The sequence below is a fragment of the Humibacter antri genome (assembly GCF_054777235.1).
Genome location: NZ_BAAHAW010000028.1, coordinates 67467 through 87621, shown reverse-complemented (window position 1 = coordinate 87621; position 20155 = coordinate 67467). Strand labels below are relative to the sequence as shown.

Genomic DNA, 20155 nt, shown 5'->3' with positions numbered 1-20155 from the left:
CCTCAGAGCGCGGAATTCCCGGTATCCGTCGCGCCCGCGATCGTCGCTGGCTGATCGACAGCGGTGGGGGGGACGACGGCACCGTTCGGGCGGGTTCGCACCGGATGTTCCGGGCTGCCCTCCCCGATCGGGATCTCAACCCGACCCCGTTTCACGAGTCGAAGGACTGGCCGTTCGACGAGATACCAGCTGCCGAGCGCGAGTCCGGTCGTCAGCACAGCTGTGATCAGCCAATAGAGCCACATGCCGTGCCTGTCTCCGGCAAAGACCGTCACGAGTTGTTGCATCGGCCACGCGTAGATGTAGAACCCGTACGAGATGTCGTTGCGAGCGATGAAGGCGGGTTGCGGAATGACCGTGCTGAGCCAGATGAGGCCGTAGGCCAGGAACGGCGCAGATGCCTGCCCTCCGAAATTGGGGACGAAGCAGATGCAGCACGCGGCGATGACCACACTCGCTATCCCGATGACCGGGCTGACGCCCCAGCGCCGCACTATGTAGAACACGATCGACCCGCCCAGGAAGAACGGGAGCAGCCGCGAGAGGAGCATGAAGTCCTGGTCGAGTCCAAGGCGAGTGGCGAAGCCGAGGTTCGCGTAGTTTGCGACCGAAAGCGCCCAGAGGATCGCAACGGGGATGACCGATCTGCGCACGACGAGGAGGCCGCCGATGATCCAGATGATGAGATAGCACAGGAACTCGTAGTACAGCGTCCACAGTGAGCCGTCCCAGACATCCTTATAGGGAACCGTGTCGAGGCTGTGTCCGATGCCGTAGTCGTTGATATGGAGACCGACGTTGGACCAGATGTAGTTCAGCGGAGTCGGGCCCGTGGAGAAGTAGCCGGCCAACGTGTGGTGCTGCGCGTACAGCGCGATCGGGCCGAACACGAACGCGGTCACGGCGAGACACACGAGGAACGCGGGAAAGATCCTGGCGACGCGATGAACGAGATACTCACCGGCCGTATGCGACATGCGACTGCCGGTGATCAAGAACCCGCTGAGAACGAAGAACCCGGCGACCGCCCACCCTCCGAGGTTCTCGTTGTTGAAGGACGGACCGGTGCCCAAACCCGCCGTGTACCAGCTGTGGGCGAACAGCACCATGGCGGCGAAGATGAGCCGGAACATGTTCATACTGTTCCGGCGGGAGGGGAACGGTCGAAAGCGCAGCCAGACGACGTCGCTCATTTCAGCAGGTTGCGTTCCGACATCTCGCGGAGCGAGCGTTCGTACCCGCTGTCCTCGATCGTCTCAGTCTGCACCCAAGCGGCGAAGCGCCTGACCCCTTCAGCGAAGTCGACTTGCGGCGTGAACCCGAGTCGCTCCTGAAGCAGAGTGGTGTCTGCGATGTTATGGCGGATATCACCCAGCCGGTAGTTGCCGGATACCCGCGTCGGCACCCGGCGCCCGAAAGCGGTGAAAAGCGCCTCGACCACCTCGAGCACGGTGGTGGCGACGCCACTGCCGACATTGAACGTGCAGCCCGCGGCAGCTGGGTGCGTCGCGGAGCGGAACGTGGCCTCCACGACATCGTCGATGTAGACGAAGTCGCGGCTCTCCTCGCCGTCTTCGAAGATGTTGATCTCCTTGCCCTGCGCGATGAGGGTCGAGAAGATCGAGAGGATGCCCGTGTAGGGATTCTTCAGCGACTGGCCGGGCCCATAGACGTTCTGGTATCGCAGGGATACCGGCTCGATACCGAGGCCCGGTGCCACAGTCATGACGAGAGCCTCCTGCACCTGTTTAGTGATGCCGTACACCGACGAGGGGTGCAACTTCGCCGTCTCGCGAGTGGGCAGCATGGTGAGCGTCTCGCCTGTGTCCGCGTCTTTCACCTCGAAGATGCCGGCGCTGAGATCTTCACCTGATCGATGCCTCGGGTACACGACCGATCCATCAGAGCGGAGATACGCGCCCTCCCCGTAGATGGACCTGGACGACGCCACGACGATGCGCTCGACGATGTTCGCGTGGTTGGTCAGGTGATCGAGCAGCTTTCCGGTTCCCCCGATGTTCGCCTCGACATAGCGATCGATCTGGTACATGGACTGTCCGGTGCCGGTTTCGGCGGCGAGATGCACGAGGATCGAGCTGCCCTCGACGGCCTTCTCGATGGCCTCCGGGTCGGTGACGGACCCGCGGACCACGTTCGCTATGCCGGAGACGGAGGCGAGGAGGGACGAGGTGGAGTCCGGATTGTCGCCGTGCACTTGCGTGCTCAACGAATCGAGGATCGTGACGGAGTATCCGGCGTCTACGAACCGCTTCGTCAGTCGGGAGCCGATGAATCCAGCCCCTCCTGTAATCAGCACGGATTGAGGCACGCGGGTACTCCTTCAAAGCACAGATTCGAGGCACAGACGGCACACCGCGAGAGTTCGCCGGTGCCCAAACGATCGTAACGCCGCCGCTACGCGGTCTTCGGCTCGGCGGGCGAAGCGCGAACCGGTCGGCCCGCCGCACCGTCGAATCCTGGGCCGGTCCCGGCCGCCGGTAGAATCCGAGGCGACGTCGACCGTACAGCCCGCGCTCGCGCAAGAACGAAGAATAGAGGCCCTATTGGTCGCATCGTTGACATCGGTTCCTGCTGATCCTCGTTCGTCGATGTCCACCGGAGTGCGCCGTGACGGCGACCGCAACCGACGGGCCACGGGACTCCGGGTTCGTGTTCTGCTCCTCGACCTTTCGATCCTCGCATTGACTACGGGCATCGGCGCCGTGTGCGTGAAGCTGCTCTGGCGTGGGTTCACCTATTGGGGCGACAATGCCGAGTCGTTCCTGCCGCTCTGGCACATGTGGGGAAGCGCGATCCGGCAGGGACAGCCGTTCCTCTTCGACCACAACGGTTGGGGAGCGGCGAACATGGTGGGCGAAGCCGCCTACGAATTGTTCAACCCCGTTACCGCCGCGAACGCCGTGTTCATATCGTTCTTCGACAACCTGAACGTCGCCGGCTTCTTCGTGGCCGTCGAGACGATGGTGTTGCTCGGATGGGGCATCTACGGAGTCGCACGGAGTTATGGAGCACGACGGGCGGCGGCTCTCATCGTCGGGTGTGTCGCGCCGTTCGCCGGCTTCACCCTGTTCTATGAGGCGGGTGACTGGCTCACTGGACTGCTCTCGATCGTGTGGACGATGCACTTCTGGTGGGCGGCGCACAACTTTGCGCGGCGGCGCATCGGGCCGATTGTGCCGTTCGTGTTCGGCGCACTCGCGGCGCTTCTCGGCAGCCCGTACGCGACGATCGGCGTTGTCGTGGTGTTGGTATCGGTGGGATTCGAGGTGCTCCTGCGTCGCGACATCCGTCGGTTTGCCGGGCTGGTCGCCGTCGGAGCGGCGGTCGGGGCCGTCCTCGTTCTGGCTTATGTGGCGCTGATCTACGCGTTGCCATACACGGTTCGCGAGGTCAGCGGACAATTCTTTTCGAACGACAACTACCTCACCCCCACACTCTCGGACATGTCGGCCTTCTCGGCGCCGACCTATCTTCCGCGGTTCAACGCGTGGTTCAACCGCGGTGACTTCGTACCTTCGACGTATCTGTCTTGGTTCGTGTTGCCCGTCGTCCCTTGGTTGCGCTACGGCGTGCTGCGGGAGTGGCGGCGCCTCTTCAGCCTCTACGCACTTGGCGGAATCTACCTCCTGCTCACACTCGGCCCGGACCAGGTCTGGCTGTTCCGCTGGCCGCTCCGGTTCCTGGAGTACCTGTATGCCGCCGTCTTCGTGCTGATGGGGGTTCTGCTCTCAAGGGGCTTCGATCGACGGCACGCGCGACTGAAAGGCATCCTTACGGTTGTCATCGTCGCCGCCGGAGCGTACATGTCATGGTCCTCGACGCCGAATCCTGGGCATTTCGTCGCCGCAGGACTGGTGCTGGCGCTGATGGTCGTGCTCGCTTTCGCCTACCGGCGCTGGAAGCTCCACGGAGCGGCAGCCGTCATCGTGGTCGGCACGATCGTATTCGCCGCCGCACAGGGTTCGCTTTACGGATGGAATCGTCAGAACGTCACGGCGGCTGCGGATCAGCCCCCGCCGACCTCATTGTCGACGGTCCGTGAGGCAGGCCGGTCATTCGAGGGCCGTGTACTGCAGATCGCAGATCTTGCCTCACTGCGTGGCACGGGCGCCGTTGCCTCTGGCGCGCTCTCATTCGGCAATGTCCGGGCGGCCGCAGGCATCAACTCGATCAATCGGTACACCGGCATCGACTTTCTCAAGTTCGCCAATGCGATGGGTCTCGATTATCGAGGATCCGTCGCGCAGGGTGTTCCGTTGAGCAACTTCTTCGGCAGCGTCGCTCCGCGAATACATGTTCCTGTCGTGGACGCGCTAGGAGTGGACACCGTCGTCGTGGCCAAGAACCGAAGCGACATCGCGGACCTCAGCCGCCTCGCCAGGGGCTGGCACGTTCGTTCGGAGACGCCCTGGAGTGTCGTGCTCGTGCGAGATCGGCCGCTGAGCCACCCGGTTCTGCACGCGATCGGCGATGTCGACATCAGCGATGCTCGGGAAAACGGAGAGGATCTCTCCTTCCGCGTCACATCCACGAGCGGTGGGAGCGCCCTCGTGGATCGGCTCCCGTGGCCTGGGTACACGGCAAGCATCGGCGATACCCCTCTGAAGATCGAGCAGGGGCCGTTCGGCCTGATGACGGTCGGGATACCGGCTGGAGTGGAGGGGACTGTCGAGATTCGACATGCGGTGCCCGGCCTGGGCCTCGGCCTTGCGTCCGCGGGTGCGGGAATGCTGGCGATGGTGCTCTACCAGTTCGTCTACGTGCTCCGCTCCCGCCGGGGCGAGGACGTACCCGAATCGAGCGCCCTGGAAGGCTTGGATGCGGAAAGCCCCATCTTCGGAACGGAACCCGTGCCAGGAGGTGGATTCCCCAGTGCGGTCGACGGTGGGTCCGGACGCGGCGGTGACCCTCACGCGTCGGCATGAGGCGCAGCTTCGGAGGCTTCGAGCGGTTCGCGACGACGCTTGGCGGGCTCGTCGGAGCGCGTCTCTGGGCCGATCCTGGCCAGTCTGCGAGGCATGGAGCGCACGGAACGGGCGCTCTGAGCCCACACCCAAAACCCTGATCAGCGATCCGGTTCGCCGGCCCGCTCCGGCACCGCAGGCAGCGCCTGTCGCCACGACATGCCCTGCGAGGCCTTGACTGTGCAGATGACGGCAAGCATCCAGCCGCTCTCGTAGAGCATCGTGCTCTCGGCCATCGCCGTGCCGATGAGGGCGATCAGGATGAGCGGGGGCCAGGCGTAGATGACGCTGCGCTTGTTGGAGCCGAGCAGCCAGGAACGGCCCATGGCGAGTCCGAGCAGCAGCAGGAAGAGCAGGAAGCCGATGAGGCCGACCTGCAGCCAGACATCCAGGAACGCGTTCAGCCCGTTCGCGTGCGGAGCTCCGGTCAGGGCGTTGATCAGCGAGTACGGAGGGAGGGATCCGCGCCAGAAGCCGATCCAGCCCCAGCCGAGGAGCTCGTTCACCGGGATCAGGTGCCACATCTGCAGCCACACCTCGTAGCGCACGGTGATGACCGAGCGGCCGTGCAGCAGGTCGATGATCGGGGCTCGGAAGATGAACGCCAGCACGGCCAGAGCGAGGGTGACGAGGCCGAGCGAGACCTGCACGGCGAACTTCCACCGCTCGCGTCGGATGTGCCGGATGCCGAAAAGCGCGGCCGCAGCCAGCAGGATGATGACGATCATGATCGCGATCACCGGCGAGTTCGCGAAGGCGAGGCACAGCAGGGCGATCGCCACCGAGAAGACCGCGATGCCGAGAGAGACCGAGCGGGTGCGCCATTCGATGAAGAAGGTCACGATCGCGATCAGCGCGAAGAGCCCCAACTGGTTGCGGCTGCCGAACAGTCCCGAGATCGGCCCGCCCTCGGCGAGGTTGCCGGCGATGCCGAGGAATTTGATCGGCGCGTCGATCATCAGTCCGCTGAACAGCTCGAGAGCAAGGGATGCCGTCAGCAGCACCCGGAGCACGTCGCCGATCACGCGGACGATCTGGATCGCGTCCCGCACCAGCGCCAGGTACAGGGCGAGGAACGTGAAGATCCACTGGTAGATCACCGCAGCGAGCGTCGCCCACTGATACGTGCTCCACACCAGTGAGATCGCGCACCAACCCACGAACACGAGCAGCGACACCGGGAGCAGCCCGTGCCATTCGATCACGTCCCAGTGCGCGATGAACGAGCAGATGGTCACGGCCGTGACCGCGGCGAGCACGCCGATGAGGCCGGGCCACCCGATGACGTCCTTGATCGCCGTGGTGAGGAATGCCGATGCGACGATGCACAACGACAGCGCACGCGAGAACTTCGCCGACTCGAACAGCGCCCTCGTGAGGGCGAACCACCGCGGCACGTGCCGTGTCGTGGATGTCACCGCGCGGCGGATCCGCGGTCAGAGGCGGCGGTGGTCGAGGCGGGCATGGTTCATCGTAACGTCGAGGGTCGTCCGGGGTCCGGCGAGGCAGGCGCAATCCCGCTGGTTGAGCTTGTCGAAACCGCCGAGGCAGGCGCAATCCCGCTGGTTGAGCTTGTCGAAACCGCCGAGGCAGGCGCAATCCCGCTGGTTGAGCTTGTCGAAACCGCCGAGGCCTGGTTTCGACAGGCTCAACCAGCGGTGAAGTGCAACCGGCGGTGAAGCTCGACCAGCGGTGAAGCTCGACCAGCGGTGAAGCTCGACCAGCGGTGAAGTTCAACCAGCGGTGAAGCTCGACCAGCGGTGAAGTGCAACCGGCGGTGAAGTGCAACCAGCGGTCAAGCTCGACCAGCGGTGAAGCTACGGCCGCTCGAGTTTCGTCTTGATACTGAAGATCGCCAGCAGGGCGAAGCCGGCCTCGATGAGCAGCCTGCTCTCGGTGAACGATTGCGCGATGAGTGCGGCCATGAAGAGCAGCGGGAGCAGCGTGAGCGCCGTGTAGGGAACATCCGCTCGCACGACGCCCTGCGCGTCGAACGGCGCTCGGTCGACCGCTTTGAACCAGGAGCGCCCGAAGACCGTGAGCACCAGCAGGGCGAAGATGACGAGACCGAGGATGCCCAGCTGCAGCCAGACATCCAGATACGCGTTGTGCGCCTGCAGATACTCCACCTTGTTGCGCACCGCAAGGCCCTTGAACGGCTCGACCCAGGGCGCCCAGTAGCTGATCCAGCCCCAGCCGAAATACGGCTTCTGCTGCGCCAGGTGGATGACCTTGTCCCAGATGTCGGTGCGCCCGGTGAGGTCGGCGCTCTTGCCGAGCAGCTTCGTGATCGTTCCCCAGAACAGGATGACGGATGCCCCGCCCACCACGATCACGGCGGCCGCCGTGGAGTAGACGGGCACGCGTCTGCTCTGCGGAACACTGCGCCCCCACCAGGCGAACAGCAGCACCACGACGACGACCGCGAGCGCGACGACCACGGTCGACGAGCGGGTGAGCAGGAACGTGATCCCGGCGAGAACGAGCCACACGATGCCGGCCGTGCGGTTCACGGTGCGATCCGCCAGCTGGACGCCGAACACGATGAGCGCGAACAGCGTGATCATCGCGAGGATGTCGCTGTTGCCGACGATTCCCTGGATCTGGCCCCCGTGGAAGAGCAGGTCGCGGCTCCAGTAGAACGCATTCGGCAGCTTGCCGGACGGGTACTGATAGGTCGTGAAGATCGGCAGGATGTGGTGCCGGATGATCAGCGAGACGATCAGCTCGAAGATGAGCGAGAGGCCGATGATCCACCGGAAGGCGGCGCCGAGCGCTCGCAGAATCTGCTGCCAGCTCAGGCAGAGCGCGAAGAACGCGGCCCCGGTCGTCGTGGCCAGCTGCGCGATCGCGGCGATCACGGTCTCAGGACGGTACGACGACCACGCTATCGAGACGATGCACAGCAGCAGGAACAGCAGCAGCGTCTTCGGCCACTTGCGAATCGGCACGCGCGGCCGCGCACGCGCGAGGAACACGATGCTGCCGGCCAGGCAGAGCAGCACCGCGATACCCCAGCCGTACCAGCTGATCGCGTTGCGGAAGAAGTCGGGCGCGAACAGCACGAAGAATGTGAAGCCCGCGAACGCGAGCATCCAGCCCTGGCCGGACGGCACGGTGCGAGGTGCCGTCGCCGGCGAGGTCTGCGTCATGGGGCTACTTTATGGGCGATCGGGGGAGCGGCAGGCGAGTTCGCTCGCGTGGTCGGCCCGACCCGAGCCGCTGAGCCACTGAGCCGCTCGAGCCACAAGCCTCGAGCCACAGAGCCCTGAGCGCTGAGCCGCTGAGCGCTGAGCCGCTGAGCACTGAGCCGCTGAGCCCTGAGCCGCTGAGCCCTGAGCCCGGTCTCGCCGCCGGGGCGGCGAGACCGGGCTCAGGCGGCGAGACGGACGCGGCGGAACTCGGAGGCCGTCATCCCGGCCTCACGCCGGAAGAACCGGGAGAAGTACGAAGGGTCGTCGAACGCGAGGCTCGTCGCCACCTGCGCGCAGGTCAGGTCGCTGGAGGTGAGCAGCCGCTCGGCCTCGAGCAGAATCGCAGCACGGATGATCTCACCCGGCGAGCGGCCCGTGGCGGCGGCCACGGCGTCGCAGAGGTGGCTGGTCGTCACGTTCAGCTCCTTCGCGCACTCGCGCACGGTGAGCGTCGCTCGGGGATGGTCATCGACGAACGCCGTGAACCTGCCGACAAGGCTCGCGGGCGGCGCTCGGTGCGTTGCGGGGGTTCCCGGCACGTGTGCAGAGCGCGAGCACACGACCAGAAGCGCCGACAGCAGCGACCGCACGGCGAACTCGCAGCCCTCGGCGCGGGCATCCAGCTCCAATTCCAGCTCGGCGATGATGCGGTCGATCCGCGAGCAGGTGACCGGGTCGGGGCTGCAGACGCCGCCCTGCCAGGCCGGACGCGGAATTCCGCCCGGTCCGGCCAGGAACTCCTCGCGGAAGAGCACCAGTGTGCCCTCGAACTCTGGATGCGCGAGGTCCCAGCGATGCACCTGTCCTCTGGCGATCGTGTGCAGGGTGTGCGGTGCGATCGTGTGCGTCGTGTCGTCGATGTGGTGGAGCCCTGCGCCGGAGTGCACCCAGATCAGTTCGGTGAAGTCGTGGCGGTGCGGGATGGCCGAGTGCGGTCCGGGCCCGAACAGGTCGTACGGCCCTACCAGCATCGCCCCGTCGAAGGTGGCGGGGCCGCGTTCGATGGCGAACCGGGGTATTCCCGACCGGCGGCGACTCTGCGGGTGAACACGGGCACCACGATGACGGATCGACGTTGAATCCATGCCTCACATTCGACGCGCGTCAGACGTCCGAGACAAGAGTGCACGACCTAGGCGAATAACTATCGTGCGCGCAACGTCATGCCGGCTGCGCTCGGCGCCAACGCGCAGCAGACCGTGCGAGCGAAGTACCAGGTCACCCGTATTCCGTCCATCGAGTCCCGCCGCCCCGGCGCCTAACGTCGACATCCACCGACTGGTGAAACGGATGCGAAGGAGCAGCAATGGCGGCAAAGTACGAGCACCTCATCGTCAGGCACATGGGTGACGCGAGCGACGACCTCGTGAACGAGGGAGCGGTCGCGACGGGTGAACCGCGACCCTCGCACATCGGTGACGCGTTCGCACTCATGCGCCGTGAAGACGTTCCGCAGGCCAAGATGCACATGACCTACTCCTGGATCCTCCCCACGGAGACCGGCAGTCACTGGGTCAACGAGCACGAGCACGACTACGACGAGGTTCTCGTGTTCCTCGGCGACGACCCCGAGAACCCGCACGATCTCGGAGGCGAGGCCTACCTCTGGATCGAGGGCGAGAAACACACCATCGACTCCTCAGGAGCGGTCTACATTCCGGCGGGAACTCGGCACTGCCCACTCGACTGGGGCACTGTGCGTCGGCCCATCCGATTCAACGCCATCTCCCTCTCCGGCGACGGCGACTACAGCTCCGACGAGAACGTCCCGAAGAACTGACGCCGCCGGCAGAGAGAAGGAATGAGCACATGGCGAAGTACGACGAGCTGTTCATCACCGACATGAACGTGGTTGCCGATGACATGGTCAACGAGGGCGAGGCCGCCGGGCGCGGTCTTCCGCCGAATCTGAGCGTGCCGTACGGCATCATGCGCGCGCTCGACGTGCCGGAGTCGACGGTGTTCGGCGCTTACAGCTGGGTCTTTCCGAGCACCGAAGAGGTGTTCTGGGTGCACGAGCATGTGCACGACGACTTCGACGAGATCCTCGTCTGGATGGGCAACGACCCCACGAACCCGGGCGACCTCGGCGGCGAGCTCTACATGACCATCGAGGGCGAACGCCACGTCGTGTCCACGACGGGAGCGGTCTACATCCCCAAGGGCACGTATCACTGCCCGCTCGGCTTCGAGAGCGTCGACCGCCCCTTCACCTTCATCGCCATCACCCTCAGCCCGACCTACGCCTCCCACGAGCGCGTAGGCGCCTGACGAGCCGAACGACGGAAAGCAAGGAGAAGATCACATGTCCACAGGACACCCGGGATCGCGGTTCCTGCGCCGGGCACTGGCCGGCGTCGCGGCGCTCGCGGTCGTAGCGGCGCTGGCAGCCTGTTCCTCCGGCACGTCGAACGCCGCCGGAAGTACCGGCGCATCGAGCGCCGACGCACTCAACCTCGGGCTGGTCGGCAGCGTCAACGACAAGGTCGACCCGTACGCTTCCCAAGCGTCGGTGGGCGAGGGCGCCATCTGGCGCAACATGTACGACCTGCTCACCTACCTCGACGACAAGGGCAAGCTGCAGATGGGGCTCGCCCAGTCGTTCACCCCGAGCGACGGCAACAAGGTGTGGACGGTGAAGCTGCGCCCGAACGTCAAGCTGCACGACGGAGGCACGTTCGGCGCAGACGATGTGATCTTCAGCGTCAAGCGGATGTTCCAGCTCAAGTCCACATTCGGAGCGATCACGCAGATCTCGCCGTTCGTCGATCCCGACCAGATCACGAAGGTGAACGACCTCACCGTGCGCTTCACGCTCAAGGAGCCGTATGGGGTCTTTCCGAACGCCTGGTCCTACGAGCAGCTCTACATGACGGGGCACGACTGGACTCCTGAGAACCCCGACGGCACAGGACCGTTCACGATGAAGTCGTTCGTGCCGAACCGACAGGCCACGCTCACCCGCTTCGACGGCTACTGGGGCAAGAAGCCGGGATTCCGCACGTTGAACGTCTACTTCTTCAGCGACCAGCAGGCGATCGTCAACGCGCTCCAGGGCGGCCAGATCGACCTCACTAACGCCGTTCCGCTGGCCAACGTCAGCTCGCTCAAGGCCAGCGGCATCCAGTTTCTGACCAGCGACAGCGCCACCCACCTCTCGCTGGACATGCGCACCGACATCGCGCCCTTCAACGACCCGAGGGTGCGCGAGGCGATGGCGTTGATCATCGACAGGCAAGCCGTGGTGAAGACCGCCTACAACGGGTATGGCAAGGTCGGCAACGACATGGACCTGGGCGGCGGATGCGCGGCGCCCGACGTGACGCAGCGCAAGCAGGATCTCGCCAAGGCGAAGCAGTTGCTGGCCGCGGCGGGCCAGTCCCATCTGAGTGTCGACCTCGTCACCGACGGTGCCTTCCAGGGAATGCTGGAGACCGCGCAACTGCTCAGCCAGGACGCCGCGCAGATCGGCGTGACCGTGAACGTCAAGAAGATGGACACCGGTTCGATGCTCGACAAGTGGCTGCAGTGGCCGTTCGTGGTCAACGTGGTCACGGCCGACTACCTGTCCGGCGTTCCCGACCACTCGCTGCCGGGTGGTCAGGACAACGCGTCGCACTGGAACAACGCCCAGTTCAACTCGCTGGCCGGCACCCTGTTCAACACGACGGATGCCTCCCAGCAGTGCTCCTTGGAGCAGCAGATGCAGAAGATCCAGCACGACGACGTGCCGTCGCTGATCGCGGCGTACCCGTTGGATCTGACGCCGCACAGCTCACGGGTGCACGGGCTGCAGACCGATCCGTTCGGTCGCACGTCGAGAACGTTCGGCGGCGTCACCGTCGGATGACGGGTGGCTGACCAGCTGAGCGCGGGCAGGGCACGGGACTCAGCAGCAGCACGAAGCGGGACTCCCTGACAGCACAGAAGCTTCGTGACAGCACAGAAGCTTCGTGACAGCACAGAAGCTCCGTGACAGCACAGAAGGGATGCGAGGAGTGGCAATCATCACCGACGCCGAGTTGTCGGCACCGCACGCGGTGCCGGGCCGACCGGGCAGCAGACGGCGACTCCGCTGGCTGCGACTGGCGGTCGCGAAGGCCGTGCAGGCGATCGTGACGCTGCTCCTCGTGTCCGTGTGCGTGTTCCTGGCGACGCAGGTGATGCCGGGCAACGCCGCGGCCGTGCTGCTGGGAACACACGCGACACCGGATCGGGTCAGAGCACTGTCAGAGCAGCTCGGCCTCACGCAGCCCCTGTACGAGCAGTACGGGAAATGGCTCGGCGGCGTGCTGCACGGCGACTTCGGCGTCTCGCTCGCCAACGGCGAACCCGTCTCGCAGCTGATCGCAGGACCTGCGACGAACAGTCTCGTGCTCGCCGGTATCGCCTTCGCGTTCATCCTGCCCATCGCGCTCGTGCTCGGTGTGCTGGCTGCACAGTTCAAGGACTCCTGGTTCGACAAGCTCTTCCTCGGATCGTCGATGCTGGCCAACGCGCTGCCCGACTTCATCATCGGCACACTGCTGGTCTTCCTGTTCGGCACGACCGTCTTCCACTGGTTCCCGCCGGTGGCGATCATTCCGATCGGCAGTCATCCGTGGGACTTCCCGGCCAAGCTCGTGATGCCCGTCGCCACGCTCGTCATCGGCGGGGTGATGTACCTGTCACGACTCGTGCGGGTGTCGGTGATCGATGTGCTCTCGAGCGAGTACGTCGAGATGGCGCGTCTCAAGGGCGTCTCCCGCTGGCGCATCCTCTTCGTGCACGCGCTGCCGAACGCACTCGGGCCGACAGTGCCGGCCGCGAGCCTCGTGGCCGCGTTCACGGTGGGCGGCGTGGTGGTGACCGAATACCTCTTCAACTACCCGGGCATGGGTGTGCTGCTTCTGCAGTCCATCGGAGCCCGCGACATTCCGACGATCCAGGCGATCGTGCTCATCATGGCGAGCGTCTACTTCGTCTTCAATTTCATCGCCGATCTCGTACGGGTCGGAAAGCGCTGAGGGCGGGTCATCATGCAGAAGGCGTCACCGGCAACCACCGCCATCGAGGTCGTCGAACCCGCGCCACGCCGCGCCAGAGGGATGCGCAGGCTGCTGCACTCCGCTCAGGTACGGCTCGGACTCGTGCTCATCGTGGTCATGCTCCTGTTCGCAGTGCTCGGGCCGCTTTTGACCCCGCATGATCCGAACCGCACGATCGCACTGCCGTTCGCTCAGCCCGGGCACGGACTGCCGCTCGGCGCCGACTACCTCGGACGGGACGTGCTCTCCCGCGTCATGGCCGGGGGCATCAATCTGGCGTGGATGGCTCCACTCAGCGCCGTGGCCACTGTCGCGATCGGCGCGGCGATCGGCATCGTCGCCGCGTACTACGGCGGGGCCGTGGATGTCGTGCTCATGCGGCTGATGGATGTCTTGCTCGCGTTCCCCGCGCTGCTGTTCACGCTGCTGTTCGTCTCGGTCATCGGCCCGGCGCCCTGGCTTCTGGTCGTCCTGGTCACGATCGCACTGGTCCCCGGTGTGGCCCGGGTGATCAGAGGCGCGGCCATGCCGCTCTGCGGCCGTGAGTTCGTGCGCTGGTCGCGTGCGGTGGGCGTGCCGAGCAGGTACATCCTGACGAGGGAGATCCTGCCGAACCTGGCATCGCCGCTGATGGTCGAACTGGGCATGCGGCTGATGTGGTCGGTCGGCGTGCTGGCGTCGATGAGCTTCATCGGGTACGGCATCCAGCCACCGCAGGCGGACTGGGGCCTGATGGTCAGCGAGAACCGCAACGGACTCGCCGGCCAGCCGTGGGCCGTCGTCGCGCCGATGATCTGCATCGTCGTCTTCACGGTCGGCGGCAATCTCATCGCGGAGGGCGCGGCACGCGTGATCGGGCGCACGGAGGAGACGAACTGATGGCAGCTGTCGAGGTCGACGGCCTTCGTGTGACCCTCTCCGACGGGAGCCGACTCGTCGACGACGTCTCGTTCCAGGTCGAATCGGGACGCGTGCTGGGCATCGTGGGGGAGTCCGGCTCGGGAAAGAGCACCCTGGCGCTCGCACTGCTCGGCCATGCACGGCCCGGTGCCGCGATCAGCGCCGGATCGGTGCGGATCGGGACCACCGACCTGTTGGCGCTCTCCGATCGTGAGATGCGAGCCGCACGCGGGCGGGTGGTCGCGTACGTGCCGCAGGACCCGGCCGCAGCGCTCAACCCGGTGCTGAAGATCAGCACGCAGCTGGAAGAGGCGATCGGGGGAACGCGATCCGGTCGGCGGGCCGCGGTGCGTTCCGTGCTGGGGGCGGTCGGCCTGCCCTCCGATGATGCGTTCCTCGCGCGTTCGGCGTCCGAGCTCTCCGGCGGCCAGAAGCAGCGGGTGGGACTGGCGATGGCAGTCGTCGGCCAGCCCGACCTTCTCGTGCTCGACGAACCGACGACGGGACTCGACGTCACGACCCAGGCGAAGGTGCTGGCGCTCGTGGCCGAGTTGTGCCGGGCGCGTTCGATGGCCGCGATCTACATCTCGCACGACCTCGCGGTCATCGCGGAGGTCGCCGACCACGTCGCCGTGATGTACGCCGGGCAGCTCGTGGAGATCGGGCGGTGTGCCGATGTGGTGAGCGTTCCCGCGCACCCTTACACTCGTGCCCTCCTGGCGTCGGTGCCGAGCACGCGGGAACGCACCCGGCTCCGCTCCATTCCGGGGCGTGCACCGGTGCCGTCACCGCCGTATGACGGATGCCGGTTCGCCGAGCGGTGCGAACTGGCCACCGCGGTGTGCCGCGATGCGACACCTGAGCTGGCTGCCCTGCCCGATCGTTGGGGCTCCGGCCGACGGGTGCGCTGTGCGCTCTCCGAGCAGTTGGATGCCTCTGCGCGGCAGAGCGCCGACGTTGCGCTTCGCGTCGAAGACCGCGCCGACGACCGCGTTCCGCTGCTGCAGATCACCGATCTCGCGGCCGGATACGACGATCGGCAGGTGCTGTTCGACGTCTCAGCCGCCGTCTTCCCTGGCGAGTGCGTGGCGATCGTCGGGGAGTCGGGCAGCGGCAAGACCACCTTCTCCCAGTGCCTGGCCGGTCTTCAGGAGCGTTGGAGCGGCACGGTGCGCCTCGACGGCTCCGAGCTCGCAGCGGTTTCATCCGCGCGAACGAAGCAGCAGCGCCGGCAGGTGCAGTACGTGTTCCAGAACCCGTACGCCTCGTTGAACCCGCGGGCGACCATCGGCGCAAGCCTCGCCGTGCCGCTCACACACTTCTTCGGGTTGACCGGCAGGGCGCGCGACAAGCGCGTCGGCGAGGTTCTTGACCGTGTCGAGCTTCCCGCGGCCGTGGCGGACCGGTACCCGGCCGACCTGTCCGGCGGGCAGCGGCAACGTGTCGCCATCGCCCGGGCTCTGGCATGCGAGCCGCGAGTGCTCATCTGCGATGAGGTGACCTCCGCCCTCGACGTCTCCGTCCAGGCCGCCGTCGTCGAGCTTCTGCGGGGTCTGCTCGCCGAGGGGCTCAGCATGCTCTTCGTCACGCACAACCTGGCCGTCGTGCGCAGCCTGGCCGACTGGGTGCTCGTGCTGAACAACGGGATGACGGTCGAGAGCGGCGCGACGGAATCGGTGCTCGACGCGCCCGCCGACCCGTACACGCGCGGCCTGCTGGCCGATGCCCTCGACGTACCTGTGGCCATGGCCCGGTGACCACCGGGTGACTTTCGACAAGACCGGATCAGAAGGAGAAACACGATGGGAAAGCACGACCAGCTCTTCGTCAAGGAGCTGTGGGACAGCAGCGCGTCGTTCACCGCGGAGGGCGAGGCGGTCGGTGAGGAGCAGCCGGCGAACCTCGGCGCATCCCTCGGCCTCATGCGGCCGGCCGAGGTTCCCGCCGCGCAGGTGCACATGGGCTACTGCTGGATCAACCCGACCGACGAGCCCGCTCTCTGGGTTCATCCGCACGTTCACCCGGACCATGACGAGGTGCTCCTCTGGATGGGGAACGACCCCGAGAATCCGAAAGATCTCGGCGCCAGGCTGACCATGACGATCGATGGCGAAGAGCACATCATCACGACGACCGGTTCCGTGTTCATCCCCCGGGGAACGCCGCACTGCCCGCTCGGCTGGGAGAGTGTCGAGCGCCCCTTCCGGTTCATCTCGCTGTTCCTCGGCCAGGACTACGAGGCGGTCAACCTCTGAGGTCTCCGAAGGCGGCGCCGCTCGTTCAGGTGCGCCGCCTTCGGCACCGGTATTCAGGCGCGCCGCCTTCGGCACAGGTTCTCACAGGCGCCGCCTTCGGCACGGGCCATGTCCGCTCCGAGCAGGAACCTGACGCAAGAGAGGATCACGGATGTCTGCCATCACCGACGCCCACAACGACCGCGTGCGCGCGCTGGATCCGCTGCTGGCACCACTCGCCTCGTTCGAATCGGATGACGAGCCGAACGTGCTCCGCGTGCGGATCGGCCGAGCGGGAGCAGCCGCGCTCTTCGGGCTCACTGTCGTCGACGAGACGGAACCGAACGCCGTGTGGGGCACCCTGCGCAGGCACACCGCCGACGTGCGGCTCGCGGGCGACGGCGTCGACCGCGTGAGGGCGTTCGACACGGTGCTCGACGAGTGGCTGCGGCGAATCGCTGAAGTGGAAGAACCAGGCGACGCCGAGGCATCCGCCAAGCTCGTGGTTCCGACTCGTGACGCCGAATTGGCGAATTCGCTTTTCGCGCGCGGCTTCGCGCCCACGCAGATTCGCGCCGTTCGGCTGCTTCCGCGGGGCGTCGTGCGGCGCCCACTCGCTCTGCCCATCGAGGTGGGCGGGGCGGTGGTGCGAATCGCGACCCTCCACGACGCCGATCGCCTCGGCGAGCTGGACGCCCGGCTTCTCGCGCTGGATGCCCAGTTCGCCACGGTCGTCGAGCGGCCGGGGGCCGCGGCCACCTTCGCACAGGCATACCGCGAACGACTCGTGCGAGCGCCGAACACCACGTGGGTGCTCGAACGTGACGATGTGGTCACCGGGTTCGTGCATGTCATGCCCGACGACGAATCGCCAGAACCCGACGAGCCGAGGCTCGTTGTCACCGGCGGCCACAACCTCGTCGTCATGTACCTCGATCCCGGCGAACGCGGATCGGGCATCGGCGCTCAACTGGTGGATGTCGCACACCGCGCACTCGACGCGTGCGGCTCCCCGTACACGATGCTCAGCTACGCCGTAGCCAACCCCCGATCGGGACCGTTCTGGTCACGCGTCGGCTACCGGCCGGCCGTCACCGAGTGGCAGCGCAGGCCGGCCGTCTTCCGGCGGCCATGACGACCGTCGGCCGACGGATCGGCACTTGGCGTCAGGGTTTCGACAGGCTCGACGCGCGGTTGGCGCCGAACTACACGAAGGCGCCGAGGCCCGTGATCGCGCGGCCCACGATGAGCGTGTTCATCTCCTGGGTGCCCTCGTACGAGTACAGCGCCTCCGCGTCGCTGAAGAACCGGGCGACGTCGTACTCGAGCACGATGCCGTTGCCGCCCAGGATCTCCCGGGCCCAGCCGACGGTCTCGCGCATGCGGGAGGTGGTGAACGCCTTGGCGAGCGCGGAGTGTTCGTCGCGCTGGGTGCCGGCGTCGAGCATCCGGGAAACCTGCACCACCAGCGCGAGCGACGACGTGATGTTCGCCAGCGACTCGGCGAGCAGATTCTGCACGAGCTGGTGCGCGGCGATCGGCTTGCCGAACTGGATGCGCTGGCCCGCGTACTTCACGGCCGCCTCGTAGGCGCCGACCGCGACTCCGACCGCCGCCCAGGCCACCTCAGCGCGGGTGGCCCGCAGCACGCGGGCCGTGTCGCGGAACGAGTTCGCGTTCTGAAGGCGCAACGACTCGGGCACGCGCACGTTCTCCAGCGTGATGTCGGCGTTCTGTACGGCGCGCAACGCCTGCTTGCCTTCGATCTTCGTGGCGTGGTAACCCGGTGTCTCGGTCGGAACGATGAAACCCTTGACCTGGCCGTCGGCGACATCCTTCGCCCAGATGATCGTGATGTCGCTGAAGGTCGCGTTGCCGATCCAGCGCTTGGCGCCGTTGATGACCCATTCGTCGCCGTGTCGCTCGGCCGTCGTGCGCAGGCCTTGCGCCGAGTCGGATCCAGAGAGCGGTTCGGTCAGTCCGAAGGCGCCGATGATCTCGCCGGAGGCCAGTTTCGGCAGCCACTGCACGCGCTGCTCCAGCGAGCCGCACGCGCTCAGCGAGCCGGCGGCCAGGCCGTTCTGCACACCGACGTACGTGGCGACGGATGCGTCGATGCGGGCCAGCTCCAGGGCGAGGAAACCGCGGAAGACGGCCGAGTTCGGGAACGGCTTCGTCTCGTCCCATGCGAACGCAGCCACGCCGAGGCGGTGCAGGTCGGGAATGATCTGCTTCGGAAACTCCGCCCGCTCCCAGTACTCGTTCGCGATCGGCTTCACCTCGGTCTCGAGGTACTCGCGCAAGCTCGCGATGGCCCCCTTTTCCTGGTCGGTGAGCTCGTTCGAGAAGCCGTAGAAGTCTGCCGCGAGAGGCTCGAATGCCATGTCTGCTCCGTCACTGGTGATTCGGATCGCGTACGGCACATGCCGGAGCAGCGGGCGCTGTCGGGCCAAGAGAGCCGTCGGGATGCCGGCCAGCCTAGGCAGCGGCATCCGCTCGCCCCAAGGCCGTTGGTACTCTGCGACTAACCGGAAGAAAGGGCGGGCGCGGATGTTTGTGCGCATCGACAACGTTCCTCGCGATTACGCGTGGGGCTCCTCGCACGGCATCGCCGACCTGCTGGGCCGGACCGCCTCCGGAGGGCCGGAGGCGGAGCTGTGGCTGGGTGCACATCCGGGGTCGCCGAGCCTCCTGCGTGAATCGGTCGACGCCGCCGGCACGCTCGGCGGACTGATCGCCGAGAAGCCTGAATCCACCCTCGGTTCGGACTGGCGCGAGCGCGACTCGTACGAGGGAGCGCCACGCCTCGGGTTCCTGCTGAAGGTGCTCTCGGCCGCCGGTCCGCTGTCGATCCAGGCGCATCCTTCGTCGGAGCAGGCGCGGGCCGGCTTCGATCGCGAGAACGCGATGGGCGTTCCGCTGGATGCGTCCGAGCGCAACTACAAGGACCCCTTTCACAAGCCCGAACTGATCTACGCGGTCACGCCGTTCGACGCACTGTGCGGATTCCGCAGCGTGGGCACGTCGATCGCCGTCTTGGATCGTCTGATCGCCACCGGGCGGGCGATGCGCATGCCGCACGACGAGCTCGACGTGCTGCGCGGCATCCTCGCGGCCGGAGAGGACGATGAGTCCGCGCTGCGGGCCACCGTCGGGCTGCTGCTGGGCGGCGGGGAGGCCACGGAGGAGATCGTGGCCCAGGCCACCGCGATCGCGTGCTCGCCGAAGGGGGAAGGCCTCCCCGAGCTCGACATCGTCAGGCTGCTCGCGGACGCCTATCCCGGCGACCCCGGCGTCGTGCTCGCTCTGCTGCTGCACCGTGTCGCCCTGGCACCGGGGGAGGCGCTCTATCTGCCGGCCGGCAACATCCACGCGTACCTGAACGGCACCGGAATCGAACTGATGGCCGCGTCGGACAACGTGCTGCGCGGCGGGTTGACGCCCAAGTACATCGACGTGCCCGAGCTGCTGCGCGTGCTCGACTTCACGCCGGTACCCGCGCCGCTCCTCGCGCCGTCCAGGGTCGGCGCGCTCGAGCTCTTCACCCCCGACGTGCCGGACTTCAAGCTCGCGCACGTGACGGCGGATGCCTCGCTCGAGTTGACCGGACCGGCGATCGTGCTGTGCACGGCCGGCTCGGCGTCGGTGGCGGGGGAGCATGCCGGCGTCGAGGTCTCGCGCGGTGACGCGGTCTTCGTCTCGCCCGACGAGGGCACGCTGCGGTTCGCGCCGCTCAACGAAGGGGTGCTGTTCATCGCGACCGACAACCGCTGAACGACGCGAGCGTCGCCCCGTCGCGGCGCCCCGGCACATTC

Annotated in this window: 17 protein-coding genes; 10 read left to right on the top strand and 7 right to left on the bottom strand. The window is 66.5% G+C overall.

Annotated elements, in window-relative coordinates; translation table 11 throughout:
• Positions 1–2: 2 nt before the first annotated feature.
• Together ACYVDK_RS12695 and ACYVDK_RS12690 are read right to left on the bottom strand one after the other, a co-directional pair.
• On the bottom strand, positions 3–1193 hold the full coding sequence (locus ACYVDK_RS12695; RefSeq protein WP_460522262.1) for an acyltransferase family protein: 1191 nt from the start codon (positions 1191–1193) through the stop codon (positions 3–5).
• On the bottom strand, positions 1190–2329 hold the full coding sequence (locus ACYVDK_RS12690; protein ID WP_460522260.1) for an NAD-dependent epimerase/dehydratase family protein: 1140 nt from the start codon (positions 2327–2329) through the stop codon (positions 1190–1192). The genes ACYVDK_RS12695 and ACYVDK_RS12690 overlap by 4 nt, the downstream gene beginning before the upstream one ends.
• Before the next feature lie 280 nt (positions 2330–2609).
• On the opposite strand from ACYVDK_RS12690, the gene ACYVDK_RS12685 reads away from it, so the two are divergent.
• Positions 2610–4946 (top strand): hypothetical protein, encoded by a 2337-nt coding sequence (locus ACYVDK_RS12685; RefSeq protein ID WP_460522258.1) that lies wholly within the window; start codon positions 2610–2612, stop codon positions 4944–4946.
• A gap of 140 nt (positions 4947–5086) precedes the next feature.
• On the opposite strand, the gene ACYVDK_RS12680 is transcribed toward ACYVDK_RS12685, so the two are convergent.
• The 4 genes from ACYVDK_RS12680 to ACYVDK_RS12665 all read right to left on the bottom strand — a co-directional run bounded on the left by ACYVDK_RS12680 (position 5087) and on the right by ACYVDK_RS12665 (position 9264).
• Positions 5087–6403, bottom strand: coding sequence for an O-antigen ligase family protein (locus ACYVDK_RS12680; RefSeq protein WP_460522256.1), 1317 nt, complete (start codon positions 6401–6403; stop codon positions 5087–5089).
• A gap of 18 nt (positions 6404–6421) precedes the next feature.
• The gene (locus tag ACYVDK_RS12675) at positions 6422–6637 is read right to left on the bottom strand and encodes a hypothetical protein (RefSeq protein WP_460522254.1); all 216 of its coding nucleotides are present in this window, start codon (positions 6635–6637) and stop codon (positions 6422–6424) included.
• A gap of 165 nt (positions 6638–6802) precedes the next feature.
• Positions 6803–8137 (bottom strand): O-antigen ligase family protein, encoded by a 1335-nt coding sequence (locus ACYVDK_RS12670; protein WP_460522252.1) that lies wholly within the window; start codon positions 8135–8137, stop codon positions 6803–6805.
• A 221-nt stretch (positions 8138–8358) separates the two neighbouring features.
• The gene (locus tag ACYVDK_RS12665; protein WP_460522250.1) at positions 8359–9264 is read right to left on the bottom strand and encodes a helix-turn-helix transcriptional regulator; all 906 of its coding nucleotides are present in this window, start codon (positions 9262–9264) and stop codon (positions 8359–8361) included.
• Between the two features lie 221 nt (positions 9265–9485).
• Between ACYVDK_RS12665 and ACYVDK_RS12660 the strand changes: the two genes are divergently transcribed.
• The 8 genes from ACYVDK_RS12660 (at position 9486) to ACYVDK_RS12625 (ending at position 17475) form a co-directional block, all read left to right on the top strand.
• Complete coding sequence (locus tag ACYVDK_RS12660) at positions 9486–9959, top strand: cupin domain-containing protein (RefSeq protein ID WP_460522247.1); 474 nt, start codon at positions 9486–9488, stop codon at positions 9957–9959.
• 29 nt (positions 9960–9988) lie between these two features.
• The gene (locus ACYVDK_RS12655; RefSeq protein WP_460522245.1) at positions 9989–10450 is read left to right on the top strand and encodes a hypothetical protein; all 462 of its coding nucleotides are present in this window, start codon (positions 9989–9991) and stop codon (positions 10448–10450) included.
• Between the two features lie 34 nt (positions 10451–10484).
• On the top strand, positions 10485–12029 hold the full coding sequence (locus ACYVDK_RS12650) for an ABC transporter substrate-binding protein (protein WP_460522243.1): 1545 nt from the start codon (positions 10485–10487) through the stop codon (positions 12027–12029).
• A 148-nt stretch (positions 12030–12177) separates the two neighbouring features.
• Positions 12178–13185 carry an ABC transporter permease gene (locus ACYVDK_RS12645; protein WP_460522241.1) on the top strand — a complete coding sequence of 336 codons (1008 nt, stop codon included), beginning with the start codon at positions 12178–12180 and terminating at the stop codon, positions 13183–13185.
• A gap of 12 nt (positions 13186–13197) precedes the next feature.
• Positions 13198–14085 (top strand): ABC transporter permease, encoded by an 888-nt coding sequence (locus ACYVDK_RS12640; protein ID WP_460522239.1) that lies wholly within the window; start codon positions 13198–13200, stop codon positions 14083–14085.
• On the top strand, positions 14085–15863 hold the full coding sequence (locus tag ACYVDK_RS12635) for an ABC transporter ATP-binding protein (protein WP_460522237.1): 1779 nt from the start codon (positions 14085–14087) through the stop codon (positions 15861–15863). Before ACYVDK_RS12640 ends, ACYVDK_RS12635 begins: the two co-directional genes overlap by 1 nt.
• Positions 15864–15908: 45 nt before the next feature.
• Positions 15909–16361 (top strand): cupin domain-containing protein, encoded by a 453-nt coding sequence (locus ACYVDK_RS12630; RefSeq protein WP_460522235.1) that lies wholly within the window; start codon positions 15909–15911, stop codon positions 16359–16361.
• 151 nt (positions 16362–16512) lie between these two features.
• The gene (locus ACYVDK_RS12625; protein ID WP_460522233.1) at positions 16513–17475 is read left to right on the top strand and encodes a GNAT family N-acetyltransferase; all 963 of its coding nucleotides are present in this window, start codon (positions 16513–16515) and stop codon (positions 17473–17475) included.
• Positions 17476–17545: 70 nt separating this feature from the next.
• Here ACYVDK_RS12625 and ACYVDK_RS12620 read toward each other — a convergent pair whose 3' ends face one another.
• Positions 17546–18724, bottom strand: coding sequence for an acyl-CoA dehydrogenase family protein (locus ACYVDK_RS12620; RefSeq protein ID WP_460522231.1), 1179 nt, complete (start codon positions 18722–18724; stop codon positions 17546–17548).
• A 166-nt stretch (positions 18725–18890) separates the two neighbouring features.
• On the opposite strand from ACYVDK_RS12620, the gene manA reads away from it, so the two are divergent.
• A complete protein-coding gene (manA, locus tag ACYVDK_RS12615) occupies positions 18891–20114 on the top strand; it encodes a class I mannose-6-phosphate isomerase (protein WP_460522229.1) in 1224 nt (407 codons plus the stop codon).
• Positions 20115–20155 lie beyond the last annotated feature (41 nt).

Coding starts and splice junctions, on each gene's coding strand:
- ACYVDK_RS12695 (WP_460522262.1), bottom strand. CDS start 1,193: ATGAGCGACGTCGTCTGGCTGCGCTTTCGACCGTTCCCCTCCCGCCGG.
- ACYVDK_RS12685 (WP_460522258.1), top strand. CDS start 2,610: ATGTCCACCGGAGTGCGCCGTGACGGCGACCGCAACCGACGGGCCACG.
- ACYVDK_RS12670 (WP_460522252.1), bottom strand. CDS start 8,137: ATGACGCAGACCTCGCCGGCGACGGCACCTCGCACCGTGCCGTCCGGC.
- ACYVDK_RS12665 (WP_460522250.1), bottom strand. CDS start 9,264: ATGGATTCAACGTCGATCCGTCATCGTGGTGCCCGTGTTCACCCGCAG.
- ACYVDK_RS12660 (WP_460522247.1), top strand. CDS start 9,486: ATGGCGGCAAAGTACGAGCACCTCATCGTCAGGCACATGGGTGACGCG.
- ACYVDK_RS12655 (WP_460522245.1), top strand. CDS start 9,989: ATGGCGAAGTACGACGAGCTGTTCATCACCGACATGAACGTGGTTGCC.
- ACYVDK_RS12650 (WP_460522243.1), top strand. CDS start 10,485: ATGTCCACAGGACACCCGGGATCGCGGTTCCTGCGCCGGGCACTGGCC.
- ACYVDK_RS12640 (WP_460522239.1), top strand. CDS start 13,198: ATGCAGAAGGCGTCACCGGCAACCACCGCCATCGAGGTCGTCGAACCC.
- ACYVDK_RS12635 (WP_460522237.1), top strand. CDS start 14,085: ATGGCAGCTGTCGAGGTCGACGGCCTTCGTGTGACCCTCTCCGACGGG.
- ACYVDK_RS12630 (WP_460522235.1), top strand. CDS start 15,909: ATGGGAAAGCACGACCAGCTCTTCGTCAAGGAGCTGTGGGACAGCAGC.
- ACYVDK_RS12625 (WP_460522233.1), top strand. CDS start 16,513: ATGTCTGCCATCACCGACGCCCACAACGACCGCGTGCGCGCGCTGGAT.
- ACYVDK_RS12620 (WP_460522231.1), bottom strand. CDS start 18,724: ATGGCATTCGAGCCTCTCGCGGCAGACTTCTACGGCTTCTCGAACGAG.
- manA (WP_460522229.1), top strand. CDS start 18,891: ATGTTTGTGCGCATCGACAACGTTCCTCGCGATTACGCGTGGGGCTCC.